This window comes from Pseudomonas sp. GW821-FHT11G12 (assembly GCF_058808055.1).
In genome coordinates this window covers 805,403-827,109 of record NZ_JBXARH010000001.1, presented here as the reverse complement: position 1 = coordinate 827,109, position 21,707 = coordinate 805,403, and the positions used below count along the sequence as shown (strand labels likewise).

The following is a 21,707-nucleotide window of genomic DNA, read 5'->3' as shown; positions in this document are numbered from 1 at the left end:
GTCAGTTGCCGATCGTTCCCACGCTCCGCGTGGGAATGCATCCCGTGACGCTCTGCGTCACAGTGGACGCGGAGCGTCCATGGCGGCGTTCCCACGCAGAGCGTGGGAACGATCACTAACGATCAACACAGGTTCAGAGGTTGTCAGTGGAAATCGCGGCTCTGCACCCGAATGCCGTTGAGCAACGAACTGAGGTCACTCAAGCGTCCGGCAATCAGATGCCGGACTTCGCCTTCACGCTCCCAGCGGCCATCGACCTTGAGCAGTTGCGAGCCCACCAGCACCTGACGCTGGCGCTCGGCCAGATCGCGCCAGACCACCACGTTGACGTTGCCGAATTCGTCCTCCAGCGTCACGAAGGTCACGCCGCTGGCGGTGGCCGGTCGTTGGCGGCCGGTCACCAGCCCCGCCACGCTGACCGGTCGCCCGTGCTCGACCTCCAGCAACTCCCGGGAACTGCGACAGCGTCGTGCCCGCAACTCATCGCGCAACAACGTCAGCGGGTGCGGCCCCAGCGTGGTGCCCAGCGTGGCGTAGTCGGTGAACAGGTCTTCGTTGACACTCGGCGTGGGCAGCGCCACATCGGGCTCTTCCTGACTCGGCAACCCGGCAAACAGTCCAAGCTGTTTCTGCACCCCGGCCACTTCCCAGCGCGCCCGATGGCGGTGACCGGCCAGGTCACGCAAGGCCCCGGCATCCGCCAGCAATGCCTGGGCTCGACTGTCGAGTCCGGCCCGTTCGCCCAGATCGGCGACATCGGCAAACGCGCCCCTCGCCCGAGCGTTTTCAATGTTCCGCGCATCTTCCTCGCGAAAACCCTTGATCATGCGCAGGCCCATGCGGATTGCCGGTTGCTCGCCGGTGATCGGCTCCAGACTGCAATCCCAGTCACTGGCGCGCACGTCCACCGGACGGATCTGCAAATGATGCCGGCGCGCGTCCTGAAGAATCTGATCCGGGCTGTAGAAACCCATCGGCCAGCTGTTGATCAGCGCACAGGCGAACGCCGCCGGTTCATGGCACTTGAGCCAGCAACTGGCATAGGTCAGCAAGGCAAAACTGGCGGCATGGGACTCGGGGAAACCGTAACTGCCAAAGCCTTTGATCTGTTCGAAGATCTGCGCGGCGAATTCCGGGGTGTAGCCGTTTTTCTTCATGCCGGCAGCCAGCCGCTCCTTGTGCGGTTCCAGCCCGCCATGGCGCTTCCACGCGGCCATGGAGCGGCGCAACTGATCGGCCTCGCCGGGGCTGTAGTCAGCGGCGACAATGGCGATCTGCATCACCTGCTCCTGAAACAGCGGCACGCCGAGGGTGCGTTTGAGCACCACTTCCAGCTCCGGCGACGGATAGGTTGTCTTTTCCTCCTTGTTCCGGCGGCGCAGGTACGGATGCACCATCCCGCCCTGGATCGGCCCCGGCCGGACGATGGCCACCTCGATCACCAGGTCGTAGAAGTTCTGTGGGCGCAGGCGCGGCAGCATCGACATCTGCGCCCGGGACTCGATCTGGAACACGCCGATGGTGTCGGCGCGGCTGATCATGTCGTAAGTCGGGCGATCGTCAGGCGGGATGGTGGCCAGACTCAGATCCTGATGGCGATGGCGACGCAGCAGGTCGAAACAACGGCGGATCGCACTGAGCATGCCGAGGGCGAGGATATCTACCTTGAGCAGCCCGACCGCATCGAGGTCGTCCTTGTCCCACTGGATGATCGTGCGGTCGGCCATGGCGGCGTTTTCCACCGGCACCAGCGTGTCCAGCGGTTGCTCGGAAATCACGAAACCGCCGGGGTGCTGCGACAGGTGCCGGGGGAAGCCGATCAGTTGCCCGGTCAGGCTCAGCACCCGGTGCAGGATCGGGCTGTCCGAGTCGAAGCCGTTTTCGCGCAGGCGCTCCACGGGCGGCGTTTCATCGCTCCAGTGGCCGCAGCAGTCGGCCAGCGCATTGATCTGGTCCGGCGGCAGGCCCAGCGCCTTGGCCACATCGCGCACCGCGCCGGCGGCGTGATAGGTGCTGACCACCGCCGTCAGCGCCGCACGACGGCGGCCATAACGACGGAACACGTATTGCAGGACTTCTTCCCGGCGCTCGTGTTCGAAATCCACGTCGATGTCCGGCGGTTCGTTGCGCTCCCTCGACATGAAGCGCTCGAACAGCAGCGTGGTGCGATCCGGGTCGATCTCGGTGATGCCCAAGGCAAAACACACCGCCGAGTTGGCTGCCGAACCTCGGCCCTGGCAGAGGATTTTCTGCTCCCGGGCGTAACGCACCACGTCGTGCACGGTGAGGAAGTAGCTTTCGTAACCGAGTTCGGCGATCAGCTCCAGCTCATCGTCGATCTGTTTGAGCACCTTGGGTTGCGCGCCTTGTGGCCAGCGCCAGGCGATGCCTTCTTCGGTCAAATGACGCAGCCAGGAACTGGCGTCGTGTTCCTCGGGCACCAGCTCTTTGGGGTATTGATAGCGCAACTGGCCGAGGTCGAACGTGCAGCGCCGGGCCAGCTTCACCGATTCGTCCAGCAAGGTCTGCGGATACAACTCGCTCAATGCGTCGAGACTGCGCAAATGCCGCTCGCCATTGGGATGCAGGCGCAACCCGGCTTCGGCCACCGGGACGTGATGACGGATCGCAGTCATGGTGTCCTGCAAGGCCCGCCGGCCACGGGCATGCATGTGCACATCACCGCTGGCCACCGCTGGAATCTGCAGTTCATTCGCCAGATTCAGCAGCGCGGCCAGCCGCTGTTGATCGTTCTGCCCGCGATGCAACTGCACCGCCAGCCACAAACGTTCGCCGAAGGTCTGTTTCAGCCAGCGGCCCTCTTCCACGTCGTCGACCGCCTCCGGCACCCACAACACCAGCAACCCCGGCAACGGTTCGTTGAAGTCCTCGCGCAGCACTTGATACTGGCCTTTCTGCGTACGTCGTCGAGCCTGGGTGATCAAGCCGCACAGCACCTGATAACCCTCGAGGTTCTCGACCAGCAACACCAGTTTCGGGCCGTTCTCGATACGGATTTCGCTGCCGATGATCAGTGGCAGCTCCACGGACTTGGCCGCCTGCCAGGCACGGACAATCCCGGCCAGAGTGCATTCATCGGTAATCGCCAGCGCCTGATAGCCGTGCTTTTTCGCGCGCTGGAACAGCTCCAGCGCACTGGAGGCACCGCGCTGGAAACTGAAGTTCGACAGGCAGTGCAGCTCGGCATAACCCTGGTTCACGCGAACCAGCCCTGCAGCCACAACGGGCCGCCCTCACCCACCGCCCGGTACGCCCAGCCTTGCTGGCCGGCGCGGTTCTGGATCAGGTAATAGTCGCGGCGCACGTCATCACCGTCCCACCAGCCGGATTCGATCCGTTCCGGCCCCATGAGGATGCGCGCCGAACCTTCGGGCACAGTCTGCGGCTCGCCCAACAACCAGCCCGGACGCTGCACATCCGGCAACGCAGGGCAACGCTGCTTGTCATCGGCATTCTGCCACGCGCACTCCGGTCGATGATCAGCCTGGAAGCGCAGGCCCTGCACCGCTTCATCCCCCAGCCGCGCACGCAGGCGTTCGCGCAGTTGCTCCCAGGGCAAGGTCTGCTGCGGGCGGTCGTCGAACAGTTCCTGAAACTGCGGCACGAAACTCGGCAGATCCTCGGCGCGCAGACGAAAACCGCGTACCGGGGCTTCGACCTGCACCTGCTCCAATCGGCCACGGGCCAGCTCGAAGAGCATCGCCGGATCGCGCTCGGCGCTGAGCAGGCCGACCTTGATCAGAGTGTCCGGCAACCCGGCGTGCTCCAGGTGCAGATCGAAGCGCTGCACGCCGCTGTCGCGCCCGCACAGAAACGCCGACAGATCGCCCGTCAGGCGGCGCAACGGGAACAGCAGCGCCTGATGAGACTGCACGTCGAAATTGAGTTCGATGCGCACATCGAAGCGATCCGGTGGCAGGTAGAACGCCAGCGCAAGCGGCCGTGCGCCGAACAGCGTATCCAGATGCTTGAGCATCGGCGCCTCGAAACGCCGGGCCAATGCCTGACGCGGCAGGCTCTGCACCTGATGGAGATTGCGAAGGCCCATGCGCGACAACGCCGTAGCCACGCTCGGCTCAAGCCCGACACGGTCAACCGGTAGTTGCCCGAGGTGATGGCGCAGGGCTTCACCGTCGGGCACCACCAATCCGTCATAGGCGTTGGCCAACACCCGCGCCGCCACTGGGTTGGGCGCGGCAACGATGCGGTGACGAAAGCCCAGCTCCGTCAGCTCAGTACGTAATCGCGCCTCGAACTGCGTCCAGGAACCGAACAGCCCGAGGCTCGATTCGATCTCGAACACCACGGTACGCGGGTAATGCACGCTGACCTGGGCGCTGAAACGATAGGCCCAAGCCGCGAGAAACTGCTGCCAGTGCTCGACCTCGGCCGCGTCGTAATCGACGGTGGCGAAACCTTTGCTCATGGCCTGCGCGGCGGTCATCGACTGCCCCGGACGCAAGCCCAGCGCCCGCGCCGCCGGATTGACCGCTTGCAGCACCCGGCGCTGGGCCGGGCCGCTGAGCAGCGCCAACGGTTGGTCGGGATCGGGGCGCTGACGCAGCACGGCGTCGAGGGCCAATTGCGGGAACAGAATGCAAACCCAGCGCATGGCGACCTCAATGCCCCACGGCAAAGGCAATCGGTGCGCTGCGCGCCAGTCCGCCCCGGCATTTGAGTACGCGCAATTGCGCCGGGCGGGCATCGATGGCAATGCGCAATGCGGCCGGCGACGGATTGACCGCTTCGCTCAATGGCCGCCACGCGAACGCCAGGGTCTGGCCGGTTTCCGCCGCCACCTGCAAACGGCGCAAGGCGCGGTCATCAGCCTTGTGCGGCCAGCACAGCACTGCACCGCAACTGCCCGAACGCAGGCATTGTTCCGCCGCCCACAACGCATCGCGCTCGCTGGCCTGGATCACCGACAACTGCCGCAGATCGACCCCGGCATTGGCCCAGGCCTGCGGATACGGCACGAACGGCGGCGCCACCAGCACGATGCGCTCGCCCGCTGCCGACAGCCGCGCCAGAGTCGGCCACACCAGTTGCAGTTCGCCGACACCGGGCCCGGCCAGAAGGATTTCGCTCAGCGCCGCTTCCGGCCAGCCGCCACTGGGCAAGGCGGCATCCAGCGCCGCGTGCCCGGTGGGTTGCGGGCTGGCGGCCGGTGGCGCAGGCCGGCCCTTCCAGACCTGGCCGCCATTGAACAGTGTATCCAGCGCGACGACGGCACCCATCAGCCTTGCCTCACCAGACCGCAGAACACCCCTTCGATGGCCAGGTCCTGATCGGCCCGCACGACAATCGGCTGGTACGCCGGGTTGCGCGGCAACAGGCGAACCTCATCGCCGACCCGCTCGAAACGTTTGATGGTGACCTCGCCATCGAGCCGCGCCACCACGATCTGGCCGTTGAGCGCCTCGGGGTTGCGGCGTACGCCGACCAGATCGCCGTCGAGAATCCCGTCCTCGATCATCGAATCGCCCTGCACCCGCAGCATGTAGTCGGGCGTGCGGGAGAACAGCGCGGGATCGAGCATCAACCGATTGTGGATGTCGGCATCGGCGCCGATGGGCGCACCGGCGGCCACCCGGCCGAGTACCGGGACTTCGAGCAGCTCCGGTCGCGCCGGTTGCCCGAGCAAGCGAATGCCCCGGGCCTGATGCGGATTGACCTCGATAAACCCGGCCTCGGTCAGCGCCAGCACATGCTTGCGCGCCACGCTGCGGGAGGCAAAACCAAAAGCCTCGCTGATTTCAGCGAGGCTTGGGGGCTGACCGTGTTCGGCGATGCGTTCGCGGATAAAGGTCAGGATGGCGGTACGGCGGGGAGTCAGAGTCGTCATGGAGTACATTTGTACTCCTGTGGGAATTTCCTGACAAGCACCGCCAGTCAGCTCAAACCGCGCTCCGCCAGAAACTCTGCGATGTAATCGATAAACGCCACAACCTTGGCCGTCGCCCGCCGATGACTCGGGTACACCGCCAGAATGTGCGGGCCAAAACTGTCCGGGTCGATCTCGTAATCAGCCATGACCCGCACCAGTCGCCCGTCAGCGATGTACGGCGCGGCGCTCCACAGCGGTGTGTGCAGCAAACCGCGCCCAGCCAAAGCGCTGGCCAGCAGCAGGTCGTAATTGTCGCTGCGCAACAGCGGCGCCGCCGGTTGCGCCAGACTCAGGCGCTGGCCGTCGCGTTCGGCCCACCAGAATTCGCGGCTGAGCAACGGATGCCGGTACAACAGCCATTCATGTTGATCAAGAGTTTGCGGCGTCACCGGCAAGCCCTTGCGCGTCAGGTATTCGGGGCTGCCGCACAGCGCCAGACGATTGCTGCCGACCACCCGCGCAATCAGCCCCGGCAAATCGTCATGACCTTCGCGCAGCGCCAGGTCATAGCCGCTTTCCAGCAGATTGACGAATTCGTCGCACAAGTCCACCTGCAGGCTGATCTGCGGGTATTGCTGCAAAAAGCCGTCACACACCTGATCGAGAAACGCCCGCCCGTAAGCCAGCGGCGCGGTGATTTTCAGGCTGCCGCGCAGGCCGTGCTGCAACTGCTCGATTTCCTCGCTGGCCTCATCGAGGCGCTGCAACACCTGTCGTGCGGTTTCCAGATAGAGCCGGCCGATTTCGGTCAGCAGAATCCGACGCGTGCTGCGCTCGAAGAGCCGCGCACCAAGTTCGGACTCCAGATGATTGACCGCTTTGGTCAGGGCCGACGGGGTTTTGCCCAGTTGCTCGGCAGCGCGGCTGAAACTGCCGAGCTGCGCGGTGACCACGAACATTTTCAGTGCACCCAGCTTGTCCATGCTTTTTCCATTCAGGCAAAAACGTTTTTCGTGAGGGAGGCGTTCTGTCGGGCGTTGGCAGCCACTAATCTGGCCATCAGACGCAATAACAAGGAAATGTTCAATGAAAAGATTCATCCCGCGTTTCACCAAAAATGTCTTGATCGCCGCTATGAGTTTTGCCTCGATGGAAGCCATGGCCGCCACCGATCTGGTGCTGCTCAATGGCAAGATTTTCACCGCCGACCGCGCTCAACCGCAGGTTCAAGCACTGGCCGTGGAGAACGGCAAGGTGCTTAAAGTCGGCACCGATGCGCAGATCAAAGCCTTGATCGAGCCCGGCACCCAAGTGATCGACCTCAAAGGCCAGACGCTGATGCCCGGCCTGATCGACAGCCATTCCCACGCGATTTTCGGCGGGCTGGAAATGGTCTCAGCGAACATGGAAGACGACGTGGTCGGTCTTGATGAACTGGAAAAACGCCTGCGCGGCTGGCGCGATGACGGCAAGGCCCGGCATGGCGATGTGTTGAGCGTGGCCGGCATGAGTTCGGCGTACTGGGCCAAAGCTGAGGCCCTGGGCAAAATCTTCAACCACGGCGAATGGGCTGAAGTACCCGTGGTGTTCACCGGCAGCGATCACCACACGGCGTGGGCCAACAACGTCATGCTCAAGCGCGCGGGCATCGACGCCGCACTGCTGAAAAACTTGCCGGACGCGGAAAAAGACACCATTGGCAAACTGGCCAGCGGTGAGCCGAACGGCTTTGTGGTCGACGCCGGTTGGGATCGCGTCGCCTCGAAAATGCCGGTGCCGAGCCCTGCCGATATGCTCAAGGCCGCGCAATCGGCGGTGCGCTTCAACAACAGCCTCGGCATCACCGCGTGGATGGACCCCGCCGCCAACGCCGCGCCGGGCGAGCCGGTGTTCGCCCTCAAACCCACCGAGAAAACCGTTGGCGTGCTGCCGGCCTACAAGGCCCTGTCGGAAAGCGGTGGCATGACCGCCCACGTCGCCGCGCTGCTGGTGGCCAACCCGAAAAGCGTCCCGGCCGATCTCGACACTCTAGACAAAGTACGCCAGCAATTTCAGGGCATCCCCAACCTGACGCTGCCGGGGATCAAGATCTTCGCTGACGGCGTGATCGAATACCCGGCCCAGAGCGCGGCGATGATCGATCCCTACAGCAACTCGCACAAACAGGGTGAGTTGCTGATCGACCCGCAGCACTTCGGCGAACTGGTCAGCGCCATCGACCAGCGCGGCTGGCTGGTGCACATCCACGCCATCGGTGACCGCGCGGTACGCGAATCCCTCAACGGTATCGCCCAGGCGCGCAAGGATCGACAAAGCGGCGTGACGCACTCGATCACCCACCTGCAAATGGTCAATCCGAAAGAGTTTGCGCGCTTCAAGCCATTGAACGTGATTGCCTCGATGCAATTGCTCTGGGCCAGCGCCGACGACTACACCACCGACATGATCAAGCCTTACGTCAGCGCCCTCGCCTTCCGCTATCAATACCCGGCGCACTCGCTGCTCAAGCAAGGCGCGACGATTGCCGGCGCCAGCGACTGGCCGGTGTCCTCACCGAACCCGTGGAACGCCATGGCCCAGGCCATCACCCGCACCGGGCCGCTGGGCGTGCTCAACGCCGACGAACGCCTGGACCGCGAAACCATGTTCTACGCCTACACCGTCAACGCCGCGCGGACCATCGGCCTGGAGCAACAGATCGGTTCCCTGAGCCCCGGCAAACAGGCCGATTTCATCGTGCTCGATCGCGACGTGTTCAGCGTCGACGACAAGGCCCTGCATGACACCCGGGTTCTGCAAACCTGGTTCGCCGGCCGCCAGGTCTACGCACCGACCCTCTAATAACAATCGCCGTACCCCCTGCCCGACCCCGCGCCAACCGCCGGGGTCCGGCGCAGCCTTGCCTGCTTCCTGCCCATAACAATCACAACATCGGGACTTCACATGAAAGCCATGCCCCTGCTCGCCCTCACTTCCTTGAGCCTGCTGCCCTTGAGCAGCCACGCGATCCCCTTGAACGATGATTTCGCGGTGCTGGTCGACCTGAACCTGGCCAGCGACTACCGCACTCGCGGCATCTCCCAGACCCAGAACGACCCGGCCGTGCAGGCCGGTCTGACCCTGGCCCACAGCAGCGGCCTGTACCTCGGCGCGTGGAGTTCGAACGTCGATTTCGGCGGCGGCCTGAAAACCCGTCAGGAGGTCGATTACTACGCCGGCTGGCTGTGGCAGGCCACCGAGCAGGTGAGCCTGGACCTCGGCACCATTCGCTACGCCTACCCCAGGGAAAGCCAGTTCAATCAGACCGAGGTCTACGGGATTTTCGGCGTCTACGGCGTGAAGCTGGCGGCGTACTACTCCAGTGATGCGCCAGGCATCGACAGCAAACAGAGTTCGCTCTACAGCTACATCGGCTATGAAACCGAATTGCCGTTCGACTCCGGGCTGAAGCTGCGCTACGGCAACATGGACTTCAAGGACCCGCACCTGTATTCGGCGTCCGGTCATGGCGAAGAGTCCTACCGGGAGTGGGAAGTCAAACTGACCCACAACCTGGCCGGCGTGGTGCTGGGCCTGAGTTACATCGACACTGACCTGTCGCAGAACCAGTGCCTGAGCAACTGGGGCTTCAAAGATGTGTGCACGGCGACGGTGGTGGCCAGCGTCAGCAAATCCTTCTGAGCCCCGGTTGACTGCGGTGAGCCTAGGGTTTGAGCTGCGCCAGGTATTGCCACGGGTAGATCCCGCGCTGATGACCATCGCTGAATACCAGTTGCAGGCCGTAACCCTGGGGGTTGAGTTCGATCACACGCACTCGATCATCCACCAGCGGAATCGAACCTCGCAGGCGAAACGCCCGGCACTGCGAACACGGGCACTGGCGGCGCAGTTCGGCATGGTCGAGCAACTGCTCGCGGCCATCCGGCCAGCTCAGCCGCAACCGGTGTTCACTTTGGGAATTGCCGATCGCCAGCGGATTCATTGCAGCTGACTCAAGGCAATCCGCACGGCCTTGCGCACTTCCGGGTCGCCATCGTCCTGCGCGGCCTGCAACGCGGCCACGGCCCCGCGATCATTCAGTTCGCCGAGGGCCAGCGCGGCTTCCTTGCGCAGGTTGCTGATGCGATGACCGAGGGTGTCGATCAGGGCGTCGAGGGCCGGCACGTAGCGCAAACGGCCGAGGCTGCGGGTCGCGCGCAGGCGAACCTGCCAGTAATCGTCGGCCAAGGCTTCGATCAGCGCCGGGCCTGCGTCGGTGTGGCCGACCTTGCCGAGGGTGGTCGCGGCTTCTTCGCGTACTTGCCAGGCCTGATCCAGCAGGGCCTGACGCAATGCGGGCAGCACCTCCGCGTCACTTGCCAAGCCCAGGGCGCCGGTGGCGGCGCGACGTACTTCGGTGTCCGGATCATTGCTGGCCAAACGTGCCAGCGCCGGCAAGGCATCCAGCTGTTTGAGCCAACCGAGCACGCCGACGGCTTCGCGACGGACACTGGCGTCGGCATCGCTCAACGCTTGAATCGCGGCGGGTGCGGCGCCGGGGAAGCGCAACTCGCGCAACGCCCGGAACGCGGCAATCCGCACGCCGGTTTCGGCATGGGCGGTCCACGGCAGAATCACCCTGCCCGCCGCTTCGGTTTTGAGCAGGCTCAGGCTCTGCGCCGCAGCGGCTTGCACCGCTGGCGACGGATCCGTCAGCGCCTGGCACAGCGCTTCTACCACCGGTTCGTCTTCCCAGGCTTCCAATAGACGTGCCGCTTCGGCACGCACTTCTTCGGCCGGGTCTTCGGCCAGACGCTCGACCAACCAGAGCAGACCGTCCGGCTCTTCGAGGTCGGCCAGGTCGATCAGGGCAATCCGGCGCACTCCGGCGTCATCAGCAGTCAGGCGCGGTTGCAGGGCAAGAATGTCGTCGTTATCGGTCACAGCAAAAAATGAGGTCACAGGGCAAATCTCGGCAAGGCGTTTTCAGGAGGCAAACCGAGCGGATTGAGGCGCGGCAGCGGTCGGTCGTTGTCGTGGCGCAGCAGGTCGAGGCAGTGGCGCTTGAGGCGCGAGAACTCGCTGCTGGTGACCAGTTCGGTGGTGCGTGGCCGTGGGAAATCCAGGCGCAGGTCTTCGATGATCCGCCCCGGCCGTGCGCTCATCACCAGCAAACGGTCGGCGAGGAACAGCGCTTCGTCGATGTCATGGGTGACGAACACCACCGTGGTGCGAATCCGCGTCCAGATGTCCAGCAGCAGTTCCTGCATGCTCAGTCGGGTCAGCGCATCCAGCGCGCCAAAGGGTTCATCCATCAGCAACAGCCGTGGCCGGTTGACCAGCACCCGGGCGATTTCCACCCGTTGCTGCATGCCGCCGGAGAGTTGATCCGGCCAGCGTTCGGCGAAGCCTTCGAGGCCGACCAGTTTGAGGATTTCATCGGCGGCGCGATGGCGCTCGGTTTTACCGATGCCACGCATCTTCAGGCCGAACGCAACGTTGTCGCGCACCGTGCGCCACGGGAACAACGTGTGATGCTGGAACACCATGCCGCGCTGCGGTGACGGGCCAGACACCTCGGCACCATCGACTTTCAACTGCCCGCCATGGGGTTGCAGATGCCCGGCCAGCGCGCCGAGCAAGGTCGATTTGCCGCAACCGGACGGGCCAAGAATGCACACGAACTGGCCGGGGTCGATCTGGCAATCCAGCCCCTGCACCGCTTCAAACGCTTGCCGGCCCTCGCCGAGGACGATGGATAACTGGCGGATGTCGATCCGCCCTTCCGGGGTTTGCATCACGCTCATCAGGCTTTTCCTCGCGGTCGGTGCCAGGGCGTGAACAGCCCGCCCAGGCGTTTGATCAGCAGGCTGCTGCCCATGCCCAACACGCCGATCAGCAACATGCCGACCACGATGTCCGCATAGTTCTGAATGGTGTAGGACTCCCAGGTGTAGTAACCGATGCCGAACTGGCCGGAGATCATTTCGGCGGTCACCAGACAGAACCATGAGGTGCCCATGCCGATCGCCAACCCGGTGATGATGCTCGGCGCGGCGCCCGGCAGGATCACTTCCAGCAGGATCGCCCGACGCCCGGCCCCGAGGCTTCTGGCCGAGGCGATCAGGCGCGGGTCGACACCTTCGACGCCGTGCACGGTGTTGAGCAGGATCGGGAACAGCGCGCCGGTGAAGGTGATGAACACCATCGACAGCTCCGACGACGGGAACATCAGGATGGCCAGCGGAATCCATGCGACGGCGGGGATTGGGCGCAGCACTTCCAGTGGAGGCAGCAGCAGGTCTTCGGCCCATTTCGAGCGGCCGATGGCCAGGCCCAGGGCGATGCCGATCACCAGTGCGGCGAGGTAGCCGGCGAAGACTCGGCCGAGGCTGGCGCTCAGGTGCTGGATGAGCTTGCCGGAGTCGCCCAGGCCGAGGGCGGCTTCGATGACAGCCAACGGGGTTGGGACGTTGGCGAAGGTGACGAGGCCGAGGTTCCAGTGGTGGCTCGCGGCTAGTTGCCAGAAGAGCAGGCAGAGCAGCAGTGAGGCGGCTCGGGGGATCCAGCGTGAAAACATATATCACCTCTGATCGTTCCCACGCTCTGCGTGGGAACGATCTGTAAATCAGCGGGTGGCAACGGCCTGCGCGGTGGCGTCGGTGAAGTCGAGGACTTTTCCGCCCTGCGCCGACGCGTATTGCTGCGCCTGCCCTTTGAGCAAAAACGCACTCAACCGCCCCTTCCCATCACTGGCAAACCACGCCTGCTCCGCCAGCAACTTGATCCCGCTGTCACTCGCCTGCGCATACACCGCGCGGATGTTCTTGCCTTCCGATTTCAGACCGGCCAGTGCGGTAAACGCCTCTTCAGCCGAGGCATAACGCCGGACCTTGTCCTCACCGCGCACCCAGATTTCCGCAACATGGCTGAAATCAGAAATAGCTTTCCCAGTCACCGCATCGACAGACTTCAACGACGTCTGCGCGTAGTTGGCCAGTTGCGCCGTGTAATCCAGATTCGAGGCCTTGAACGCCGCGCGGATGTACTGGTCATCGATAAAGGTGTTCAGGTCGAGCCCGCGATCCGCCTTCTTCAGCAGCTTCAGCGTGTCGATGGCCGTGCCCACGGCCTGGCGATATTCCGGTTTCCAGCTCAGGTCGCGGGTCTGCACGCCGAGCGGGCCGTGGAACAGGTAATTGACCTCGGCATCGACGCCGGTGACTTTGGCGATCAACTCGCTGTATTTCTCGGGTTCGGCGGCCAGCAACTGATTGGCTTCGATGCTTGCGCGCAGGTAGGCGACGACGATTTCCGGGTACTTCTTGGCATAGGCCTGATCGACCAGCGCACCGTGGAAGGTCGGCGCATTGGCCTGGGCGCCGTCGTAGATCTTGCGGGCGAAACCACGACTCGGAAACAGTTCGGCGAACGGTACAAAATCAGCGTGGGCGTCGATCTTGCCGGCCTGCAACGCCGAGCCTGCGACCTCTGGCGGCTGGGCGATGATGTTCACATCCTTCAGCGGATCCCAGCCCTGTTCCGCCACGGCGCGCAATAACATGCCATGAGCTGTGGAGGCGAACGGTACGGAAATGGTCTTGCCCTTGAGTTCGCTCAACGACTGCACGCCGGACGCGCTCGGCACCACGATGCCGTTGCCGCTGCCCTTGATGCTGCCCGACAACACGCTGATGAACAGGCTGTGTTTGCCAGCGGTTTCGAACGCCACACCATTGAACGCACCCGGGAAATCGGCCATGGCGCCAAAGTCGAGTTTGCCGGCGACCATCTCGTTGGTCAGTGGCGCGCCGCTGGTGAAATTCTTCCACTGCACGTCGTATTTGGCGTCCTTGTAGGCGCCGTCGTGAGGCAGGTATTTGTCGAGCAGGCCCAACTCGCGAATCAACAGGCCGCCGGCGGCGCAGTTGATGGTGGTGTCCTGAGTGCCGATGGCAATGCGGATGGTTTCGGCCGAGGCCGACAAGGTGAACGAAGCCAGTACCAGACCGGCGATTGCTGCACGCAACATGGTTGAATCCCCTCGAATCATTTATAGGATGTTCGTCTCCGCCGCGATCAGGGCGCGGTGGGAAACGAGGGGTGTCTTGAATCAGGCGTCCGGTGTTGCCGGATAGCGTTTTAGCGGAGCAGGTACGGGATTTCGACTTTCACCGCACCGGTCGGGCAGTCCTTTTCGCACGGCATGCAGTACCAGCATTCGTCGAAAGCCATATAGGCCTTTTGCGTGGCCGGGTTGATCGCCAGCAGGTCCATCGGGCAGACGTCGACGCACACGGTGCAGCCCTTTTCGGCGATGCATTTATCCTCGTCCACGGTGACGGGGGCGTTGGAGCGGAAGAAGATTTCCTGGGCTTGGTAGGCCATGGTTCGGACTCTCTCTAGTGATGCCTCAAGCGGCGAAAGCGCCAACCCGCAAACGGTCGTAGGCCTGCATTTCCTCGGCATCGAGCGGGATGATGTAAGGCTCGACGGCTTTCTTGAAACTGGTCATGCGCCCGTCTTCGCCCTTCTTCAGGTGGCAATGGCAGAACCATTCGCGGTCGTCCCGTTGCGGGTGATCGACCCGGTAGTGGTACAGGCCCCAGCGGCTTTCAGCGCGGAACAGCGAGGCGCGGGCAGCCATTTCGGCGCAGTCGCGAATCACGCTGGTTTCCATGGCGCGCATCAGTTCGTGGGCGTTGTTGGCCTTCATCTCGTTGAGATCGCGTTCGATGTCACTGAAACGCTGCAGGCCGATTTCCATTTTCTTGGTCACTTTCGGCGGTTGCAGGTAGTCGTTGACGAAGCGCCGCAGCTTGTACTCGACCTGAGCCGGCGGCAGACCGTGCTCGCGATCCAGCGGTGCGTAGACCCGGGCCTTTTCCTTCTCGATCTGCTCGGCATCCAGTTCGGAAAACTCACGCCCGGCAACAAACTCCGCCGCGTTGCTACCCGCGAACCAGCCATAGGTGAACGCGCCGAGCATGTAGTTGTGCGGCACGGCGGCCATGTCACCCGCCGAATACAAACCTTTCACCGAGGTCTCGGCGCGCTCGTTGACCCACACGCCGGACGCCGAGTGGCCACTGCAAAAACCGATTTCCGAGATGTGCATCTCGACCATCTGCGTGCGGTAGTCGGTGCCGCGATTGGCGTGAAACTGGCCACGGCTAGGGCGTTCGTTGCTGTGCAGGATTTCCTCGATGTTCTGGATGGTTTCCTCGGCCAGGTGATCGAGTTTGAGGAATACAGGGCCGTTGCCGCTTTCCAGTTCCTGGTGGAACTCCCACATCATCTGCCCGCTCCAGTAATCGCACTCGATGAAGCGTTCGCCCTTGTTGTTGGCGGTGTAACCACCGAGCGGGCCGGTGACGTAAGCGCAGGCCGGGCCGTTGTAATCCTTGATCAACGGGTTGATCTGGAAGCACTCGAGGTTCGCCAGTTCCGCCCCGGCGTGATACGCCATCGCATAGCCGTCGCCAGCATTGGTCGGGTTTTCATAGGTGCCCATCAGGTAACCCGAGGACGGCAAACCAAGTCTCCCGGCGGCGCCGCAGGCGAGGATCACTGCCTTGGCTTTGATCACATGGAAGTCGGCGGTGCGGCAGTCGAACCCCATCACACCGTTGACGGCGCCCTCCTCGTCGGTCAGCAAACGGGTGCAGACGAGACGATTGGTAATGCTCACCCGTGCGCGTTTCAACTGGCGATACAGGACTTTCTTGATGTCGTGCCCTTCCGGCATCGGCAGCACGTAGGCGCCCATGTGGTGGACTTTTTTCACCGCGTAATCGCCGGTTTCGTCCTTCTCGAACTTCACGCCCCAGCGGTCGAGCTGCTCGATGGTTTCAAAGCTGTGGGTCGCGTAGGCGTACACCGCTGCCTGATTAACGATGCCGTCGTTGGCGATGGTGATTTCCTTGGTGTACTGCTCCGGCGTCGAGTGGCCGGGGATGATCGCGTTGTTCAGGCCGTCCATGCCCATGCTGATCGCGCCGCTGCGCTTGACGTTGGCCTTGTCGACCAGCAACACGCGCAGCTCCTTGTTTTTTTCCTTGGCCTTGATCGCCGCCATCGGGCCAGCGGTGCCACCGCCGATCACAACGATGTCGTATTCCTGCTCTAAGGTATTGCGGGTCATGTCACGCCCCTTTTTGCCGGTCGATCCGCAGGCGGTACTGGAACGCATCGCCACGGTAGTAAAGGTGTTCGAAGTCCAGCGGCTGGCCGTTGGCGTCGTGAGTCAGACGCTCGATGCGCATGATCGGCGAGCCGGCCTCGACGTTCAGCGCCTGGGTCAGGTCGCTGTCGGCCAGCACCGCGTCGATGGCCAGATCCGCGTGGCCGAGGGCGATGCCGCAGTCGTTTTCGAGGATCAGGAAGATGTCGCGGGTGACCAGATCGGCCTTCTCCAGCCGTTCGCCGACGGCTTTGGGCAGGTAGGTAATTTCCAGCGAAATCGGCTCGCGGTTGATCAGCCGTACGCGTTTGATCTGCGCGACGATTTCGCCTTCGGCGACCTGCAAACGCTCGGCCACCAGTTTGTCGGCGGCGATGAATTTGAAGCTGCGCAGGCGGTTGATCACCTCGTAGCCACGGCCGGTCATGGACTCGGCGAGGCCTTGCAGGGTGCTGACGTTTTGAAAGGTCTTGGGTTTGGCGACGAAGGTGCCTTTGCCGTGGATCTTGAAGATCAGCCCTTCTTTCTGCAGATCGCCCAGGGCCTGGCGCACGGTGATGCGGCTGACCTTGAACAGCGTGCCGAGCTCGCTTTCGGACGGCATCTGGCTGTCTTGCGGGTATTCGCCGTCGAGAATCCGGGCGCGCAGCACGTCGCGCAGTTGGGTGTGCAGCGGGACGCTGCCCAGGGAGAGAACGTTATCGGTCATCACGGGATCACTTGTCATAACGAGTTATGACGTGATCTTAGAGACGTTATGACAAGCTTGAGAAATATTGTTTGGGTATAACCTTAGATGCGCCTTCAGTGGCGCTTGAGGATCTGGTCCATGACCCAATCGGTCTTCAGTGCTTCGGCGGCGACTGCCGGGTGCCGGGACTCACCGCGAATCTGCGCGTTCATGCCGAGTACGTGATGCCACTGGATGTGTTCGTGATGGTCGATGATGAGGCTGAGCGACTCATCGGCATGCAACTCGACCGGATGCTCATCGAACACCGAAAAACCGATTCGCCCTTGGCTGCCGATGATCTCGACCCGATCCTCACGGCGATCTGCAACAAAGCTCCAGCACCCCATGCCTAACGCGCCCGAGGCGAATCGCCAACTGGCGCTGACCGCATCCTCCGCCGCGTACAACCCGGCCTGACGCGCCGTGAATCCGGCGACTTCAACGATATCGCCGAGCAGGTACTGGAACAGGTCAAAACCATGGCTGGCCAGATCCGCGAAGTACCCGCCCCCCGCCACCGCCGGATCGGTGCGCCAGTTGGTGCTGCCGTCCAGATCCTTCGGTGATGGCGCCTTGGTCAGCGTCCAGCTCAAGTGCCGCACTTCGCCAATGCGGCCCTGCTCCAACCACTGCCGAACCTGCTGGAAACGCGGCAACGAACGGCGGTAATAGGAGACGAACAGGTGCAGACCGGCATCGGCAAACACCTGCCGCATTTCGCGGCTTTGCCCGGCGTTGAGTGCCATGGGTTTTTCCACGCAGCAATGCTTGCCGGCGGCGGCGACTTTCAGGCTGTAGGCGTGGTGACTGTCGGGTGGCGTGGCGATGTACACCGCGTCCACTTCGGGGTCGTTGATCAGAGCATCGACATCGGTGTAAGTCCGGGCGATGCCGTGGCGCGTGGCGTAATCGGCCACGGCTTCGAGGCGTCGCCCCATCACCGCCACCAACGCCGAACCGGGGGCCTTGTAGAAGGCCGGCCCGCTCTTGCGTTCAGCGACACTGCCGCAACCGATCATGCCCCAGCGCACCACGTTCATTGCTCTTCCTTGTGTCTTAGCCGATGCGCAAGGCGCGCAGGTCGAGGTGGCCGTCCTTGAGCGGCGGGCACCAGTAGTAACCGCCGGTGATCGGCCGGCTGATGCGGTACAGACCGTCGGTGATGCCGTCTTCCAGACCGCTCATGCGGCGCAGTTGCGCTTCGAACGCATCGAGGGAGAAACCGAACGCCAGGAACATCAGGCCGGCGCGGTCGCCTTCGATCCACGGCATCGAACGGCGCACAACGAAGGCTTCCGGAGCGAAGCTTTCCTGGGCGGTGCGCTTGACGTGGGCGGACACCGGGGCGTCGTCGAGCTCTTCGTTGTCGCTCAGGCGACGGCCCATGATGTTGTCTTTGTCTTCGGCGGACAGTGCATGGAAACCCTTGAGGTCGTGCTGCCATTGCTGGATCGCGGCAAAGCTGCCACCCACCAGACCTTCGGCGCCTTCACTTTGCAGTGCGGCGGCGATGGCGGCTTCGTCGTGAGGGTTTTCGGTGCCGTCTTCATAACCGGTGAGGTCATGACCGTCCTTGTGACGGAAGGCTTCCTGCATCTGAACCAGACGCAGCGCCGGGGCCAGTGCGGCCTCAAGTGCGGTGCTGCGGTTGAGCAGCTCGCCACGGTCGACGCCGTGCAGCCAGACCCACAGGGCGTGCTGGGTCGACGGGTTTTCCACGCCGACACCGGTCAGCGCCGGGAAGCTGCGCAGGCCGTCGATGTTCACATTCAGGGCCTTGGCCAGGGATTCACCGAAACCGACCACCGCCGACTTGCTGTCCACCAGGTTCAGCAGGTTGTCGATCGCCTGCGGCAGTGCTTCCACCGATTCGAGGGCGAAAAACAGGTGACGTGCTTGCGGCGGAACAGGGGTGGCGAGGATGCCCGGCTGGTAGTAACTCATGTGAACTCCTTGGGAAAGAGCGCGGAGTTTAACTGTAGCCGGAGGGTTTGTGTGGGATCAGATGACGCACTCGTTGCGCCACGCACTCGGGCTCTTCCCCGTCCAGCGCTTGAATGCCCGGCGAAAACTGCGCACGTCGCTGTAGCCGACTTCTTCGGTGATGCGTTCGATGGGCATGTCGGGATTGGCCAGCAGACTCATGGTGCGCGCCTGGCGCACTTGCTCCAGCAGCGCTTCGAAGGTCAGCGAGTGCTCGGTCAGCCGCCGACGCAAGGTGCGGCTGCTCATGTTCAGGTCGCCAGCGATCTTTTCGATGTGGCTGCCCCGACTCAGGTCCCGGGCAATGGCGCGCTCCACGGCCTGGATCAGATCAAGTTTCTGGTGGACTTGCGCCGCTTCCAGCTCCAGCAGTGTGACCGCCTGACGCAGCGCCAGCGAATGATGATTGGGCAGGTTCACATCCAGCCACTGCACATCGATCAGCATGCGATTGTGCAGACAACCGAAGCGTACGTCCGGCCCCAAAAGCCGCCGGTATTCATCAACGTAATCCGGCGCCGCGTGCATGAACTCCACGGCAATCGGCTTGAACGTCTCGCCCACCAGCGCCCGGCCGTAGACCAAGAGGCTGGCGAAAAACTCTTCGACCGCAAACACCTGCACCTCGGCGAACGGCAAGCGGCATTCCACGTCCAGGTACACCTGCTCGCCCACGACATCGACACTGGAAACGACAATCCCGCCAGACGTGTGCTGATGACGAATTCCCAGTTCGAACGCATCGCGCAGGTTCTTGCACAGCGACAGCACATGCCCGAGCAGACCAAGGGTGCCGAGCACGTTCTGCGCACCAACCCACAAGCCGAGCCCCTGATTGGGCAAAGCCTTCAGCGCCCGCTGAATCATGGCCACGGCCTGGCGGTAGGAGATCCGCTGCGAAGGATCCTGCAGGTCTTCGAAAGTGAAACCGAGGCCACGGCACAGGCTTTCGGCCTCAATACCCTTGTTGGCAGCGACTTCGGCCAGGGTCTGCAGCAGAAACGGCGACACCAGCGCCAGTTCGAAGGTGGGGTCTTGGACTTTTACATTCATGGGGGCTGACATTCCGGATCACGCTGAATTGTTATTTTTGTAACCGGTTATGTCGAAGGAAGTTAGCACAGGGTTGGCGGACTGTCCGCAGAAGTCCCCTTCCGTGTCCGCCAATACCCTGCCCCGCTGTGCGCCAAGGGCTTATTTCTATAGTGGCCGGGCGTCCTGCGCGCCGGCGGTGCGCCCAAACACAATAATAATGAGGACGGACATGACCCCGAACCGCGCGACATTCCCTGTGCGACTGGCGCTGAGCCTGCTCGGCTGCGCCGTGACCCTGCCGGCGCTGGCCACCGAAGCCGGTGTCGACAACATCGGTACCGGCACCGACGGCTTCTTCATGCTGCCGCTGGAAGTCGACAGCCTTCCCGAGAACATGGTTGCCTTCAACCTCTACTACAACCACTACAAGGCGACCAAGCTCAACATCAGCTCGTTCGGCGGCAAAGTGCCGAATGTCGAAATCGAATCCACCGCCGTCATCCCGCGTATCGACTACCTGAGCCCGGTACGGGTGTTCGGCGGACGCCTCGCCGGTTACATCGCCCAGCCGTGGCTGAAGCAGGAAGTCTCGGTGTTCGGCCTGAGCGACACCCGCGAAGGCATGGGCGATACCACCATCGCGCCGATCATCCTGTGGGACATGGGCAAGAACCTGACCCTCGGCGCCGCTCTGGAAATCACCGTGCCCACCGGCGAATACAGCGTCGATCGCCTGGCTAACACCAGCAACAATTTCTACACCTACAAACCGCTGTTCTCCTTCACCTGGCTGCCGACGGACAAGACCGAAGTCTCGATGAAGACCACCTACAGCTTCAACGAGAAGAACAAGGACACCGACTACAAGTCCGGGCAGATCTTCCATTTCGATTACTCGGCCAGCTACAAGATCACCGACGACCTGATGCTCGGCGTCAACGGCTACTACCTCAAGCAGACCACCGACGACAAACAGTTCGGCCACACCGTGCAGTTCGCCGGTCAGGACGTTGATGACGGCGTACGCGGCCAAGTCTTCGCCATCGGCCCGGCGCTGCACTTCACCTTCCTCAAGTACGCCAGCGCGGAGATTCGCTGGGCCAAGGAATTCGACGTGGAGAACCGGCCGGAGGGGGAAATGTTGTGGGCGAAAGTGAGTATTCCGTATGCGTTCTGAGTGCATTTGTAGGAAGGCGCGCGCAGATTTGTAGGCTGGAAACCTGAAAAACAAAGAGGAGGAATAGGCCTACAGCGGCGGTCGAGATTGCCGGACAACGGAGAGAAACGTCCGGCAGATTTCAAAGGGGGTGTTTGCAGATACTGGATCCCGCAGCTTCATGGTTCTTCAAGGGCTCATGGAGTGCATCGTCTGCCAGTGACGACAATGGGCCAATCCCCCCTTAGACTGCTGAAATTGATCACGGAGATCACTATGAGCATATTGCATTCCCCGTTTTACTCTGACTTCGAATCCGAAGAAGAGGCAGAGAGCTACGATCGCTGGTTTCGTGCAGAGGTACAGGATGCACTGGATGATCCTAGTCCTGGTATTCCTCATGATGAAGTTATGGCAATGCTCGACCAGATGCTGGAAGAGATACGCAGGAAGCGCCGCGCTGCAGCTTGAATGGAGCAGCAAGTCCTCGCGTCAACTGGCTGACATCTTCAAATACATCGAGCAACACAATACCAATGCTTCAATTTCGCTAAGACACAAGGTGGGTGCAGCAGCACAGCGACTTTCATCAATACCTTATGGCTACCGACCTGGCCGAGTACCTGGCACTCGCGAAATGGTGATTCATCCGAACTATCTGCTGGTCTATCGAGTGAATGGCCACATCAAAATACTGAGGGTGCTTCACGCCCGACAAAAATACCCTTCAACTTCAGCAACATAAAAAAAGGGCGGCCAAATGGCCGCCCGAAGCGTACTACACGAGAGT

The 21,707-nt window shown here is 62.6% G+C and carries 21 protein-coding genes; 5 read left to right on the top strand and 16 right to left on the bottom strand.

The genetic code is table 11. The features are described from left to right. Window positions 1–143 precede the first annotated feature (143 nt). Genes AC1RR7_RS03795 through AC1RR7_RS03775 form a run of 5 tightly spaced genes read right to left on the bottom strand, consistent with a single transcriptional unit; the run spans window position 144 to window position 6,831 of the window. Complete coding sequence (locus AC1RR7_RS03795) at window positions 144–3,242, bottom strand: error-prone DNA polymerase (protein WP_493156190.1); 3,099 nt, start codon at window positions 3,240–3,242, stop codon at window positions 144–146. After that, a complete protein-coding gene (locus tag AC1RR7_RS03790) occupies window positions 3,218–4,633 on the bottom strand; it encodes a Y-family DNA polymerase (protein ID WP_493156188.1) in 1,416 nt (471 codons plus the stop codon). Before AC1RR7_RS03790 ends, AC1RR7_RS03795 begins: the two co-directional genes overlap by 25 nt. Before the next feature lie 7 nt (window positions 4,634–4,640). After that, entirely contained in the window at window positions 4,641–5,258 is a 618-nt protein-coding gene (imuA, locus tag AC1RR7_RS03785; protein ID WP_007959433.1) for a translesion DNA synthesis-associated protein ImuA, read from the bottom strand. Then, window positions 5,258–5,875 (bottom strand): transcriptional repressor LexA, encoded by a 618-nt coding sequence (gene lexA / locus AC1RR7_RS03780; RefSeq protein WP_096819992.1) that lies wholly within the window; start codon window positions 5,873–5,875, stop codon window positions 5,258–5,260. Before lexA ends, imuA begins: the two co-directional genes overlap by 1 nt. Before the next feature lie 38 nt (window positions 5,876–5,913). Continuing rightward, window positions 5,914–6,831, bottom strand: coding sequence for a LysR family transcriptional regulator (locus AC1RR7_RS03775; RefSeq protein ID WP_493156186.1), 918 nt, complete (start codon window positions 6,829–6,831; stop codon window positions 5,914–5,916). Window positions 6,832–6,934: 103 nt separating this feature from the next. On the opposite strand from AC1RR7_RS03775, the gene AC1RR7_RS03770 reads away from it, so the two are divergent. Next, window positions 6,935–8,689 carry an amidohydrolase gene (locus AC1RR7_RS03770; RefSeq protein WP_493156184.1) on the top strand — a complete coding sequence of 585 codons (1,755 nt, stop codon included), beginning with the start codon at window positions 6,935–6,937 and terminating at the stop codon, window positions 8,687–8,689. A 102-nt stretch (window positions 8,690–8,791) separates the two neighbouring features. Further along, window positions 8,792–9,529, top strand: coding sequence for a TorF family putative porin (locus AC1RR7_RS03765; RefSeq protein ID WP_493156182.1), 738 nt, complete (start codon window positions 8,792–8,794; stop codon window positions 9,527–9,529). Between the two features lie 22 nt (window positions 9,530–9,551). On the opposite strand, the gene AC1RR7_RS03760 is transcribed toward AC1RR7_RS03765, so the two are convergent. From AC1RR7_RS03760 to AC1RR7_RS03710, 11 genes are all read right to left on the bottom strand, one after another. Then, a complete protein-coding gene (locus tag AC1RR7_RS03760) occupies window positions 9,552–9,830 on the bottom strand; it encodes a DUF971 domain-containing protein (protein ID WP_273539267.1) in 279 nt (92 codons plus the stop codon). Then, on the bottom strand, window positions 9,827–10,789 hold the full coding sequence (locus tag AC1RR7_RS03755; protein ID WP_493156180.1) for a HEAT repeat domain-containing protein: 963 nt from the start codon (window positions 10,787–10,789) through the stop codon (window positions 9,827–9,829). Before AC1RR7_RS03755 ends, AC1RR7_RS03760 begins: the two co-directional genes overlap by 4 nt. Continuing rightward, on the bottom strand, window positions 10,786–11,634 hold the full coding sequence (locus AC1RR7_RS03750; protein WP_493156178.1) for an ABC transporter ATP-binding protein: 849 nt from the start codon (window positions 11,632–11,634) through the stop codon (window positions 10,786–10,788). Before AC1RR7_RS03750 ends, AC1RR7_RS03755 begins: the two co-directional genes overlap by 4 nt. Next, on the bottom strand, window positions 11,634–12,407 hold the full coding sequence (locus AC1RR7_RS03745; protein WP_273539264.1) for an ABC transporter permease: 774 nt from the start codon (window positions 12,405–12,407) through the stop codon (window positions 11,634–11,636). Before AC1RR7_RS03745 ends, AC1RR7_RS03750 begins: the two co-directional genes overlap by 1 nt. A gap of 48 nt (window positions 12,408–12,455) precedes the next feature. Continuing rightward, window positions 12,456–13,859: an ABC transporter substrate-binding protein gene (locus AC1RR7_RS03740; protein WP_493156176.1), complete on the bottom strand. Its 1,404-nt coding sequence runs from the start codon at window positions 13,857–13,859 to the stop codon at window positions 12,456–12,458. A gap of 110 nt (window positions 13,860–13,969) precedes the next feature. Continuing rightward, window positions 13,970–14,215, bottom strand: a complete 246-nt coding sequence (locus AC1RR7_RS03735; protein WP_007959413.1) for a 4Fe-4S dicluster domain-containing protein — start codon at window positions 14,213–14,215, stop codon at window positions 13,970–13,972. Between the two features lie 25 nt (window positions 14,216–14,240). Beyond that, window positions 14,241–15,971, bottom strand: a complete 1,731-nt coding sequence (locus tag AC1RR7_RS03730; protein WP_493156174.1) for a fumarate reductase/succinate dehydrogenase flavoprotein subunit — start codon at window positions 15,969–15,971, stop codon at window positions 14,241–14,243. 1 nt (window position 15,972) lies between these two features. Further along, the gene (locus tag AC1RR7_RS03725) at window positions 15,973–16,719 is read right to left on the bottom strand and encodes a GntR family transcriptional regulator (protein WP_085603142.1); all 747 of its coding nucleotides are present in this window, start codon (window positions 16,717–16,719) and stop codon (window positions 15,973–15,975) included. A 95-nt stretch (window positions 16,720–16,814) separates the two neighbouring features. Beyond that, window positions 16,815–17,783 (bottom strand): Gfo/Idh/MocA family protein, encoded by a 969-nt coding sequence (locus AC1RR7_RS03720; RefSeq protein WP_493156172.1) that lies wholly within the window; start codon window positions 17,781–17,783, stop codon window positions 16,815–16,817. Between the two features lie 16 nt (window positions 17,784–17,799). Further along, on the bottom strand, window positions 17,800–18,687 hold the full coding sequence (locus AC1RR7_RS03715; RefSeq protein WP_192558184.1) for a Dyp-type peroxidase: 888 nt from the start codon (window positions 18,685–18,687) through the stop codon (window positions 17,800–17,802). A 57-nt stretch (window positions 18,688–18,744) separates the two neighbouring features. Continuing rightward, complete coding sequence (locus tag AC1RR7_RS03710) at window positions 18,745–19,779, bottom strand: AraC family transcriptional regulator (protein WP_192558185.1); 1,035 nt, start codon at window positions 19,777–19,779, stop codon at window positions 18,745–18,747. Between the two features lie 211 nt (window positions 19,780–19,990). On the opposite strand from AC1RR7_RS03710, the gene AC1RR7_RS03705 reads away from it, so the two are divergent. The 3 genes from AC1RR7_RS03705 (at window position 19,991) to AC1RR7_RS03695 (ending at window position 21,662) form a co-directional block, all read left to right on the top strand. Beyond that, a complete protein-coding gene (locus AC1RR7_RS03705; protein ID WP_493156169.1) occupies window positions 19,991–20,938 on the top strand; it encodes a SphA family protein in 948 nt (315 codons plus the stop codon). A gap of 255 nt (window positions 20,939–21,193) precedes the next feature. Then, entirely contained in the window at window positions 21,194–21,388 is a 195-nt protein-coding gene (gene relB, locus AC1RR7_RS03700) for a type II toxin-antitoxin system RelB family antitoxin (protein WP_096820227.1), read from the top strand. After that, window positions 21,321–21,662, top strand: a complete 342-nt coding sequence (locus AC1RR7_RS03695; protein WP_096820007.1) for a type II toxin-antitoxin system RelE/ParE family toxin — start codon at window positions 21,321–21,323, stop codon at window positions 21,660–21,662. Before relB ends, AC1RR7_RS03695 begins: the two co-directional genes overlap by 68 nt. Window positions 21,663–21,707: the final 45 nt, after the last annotated feature.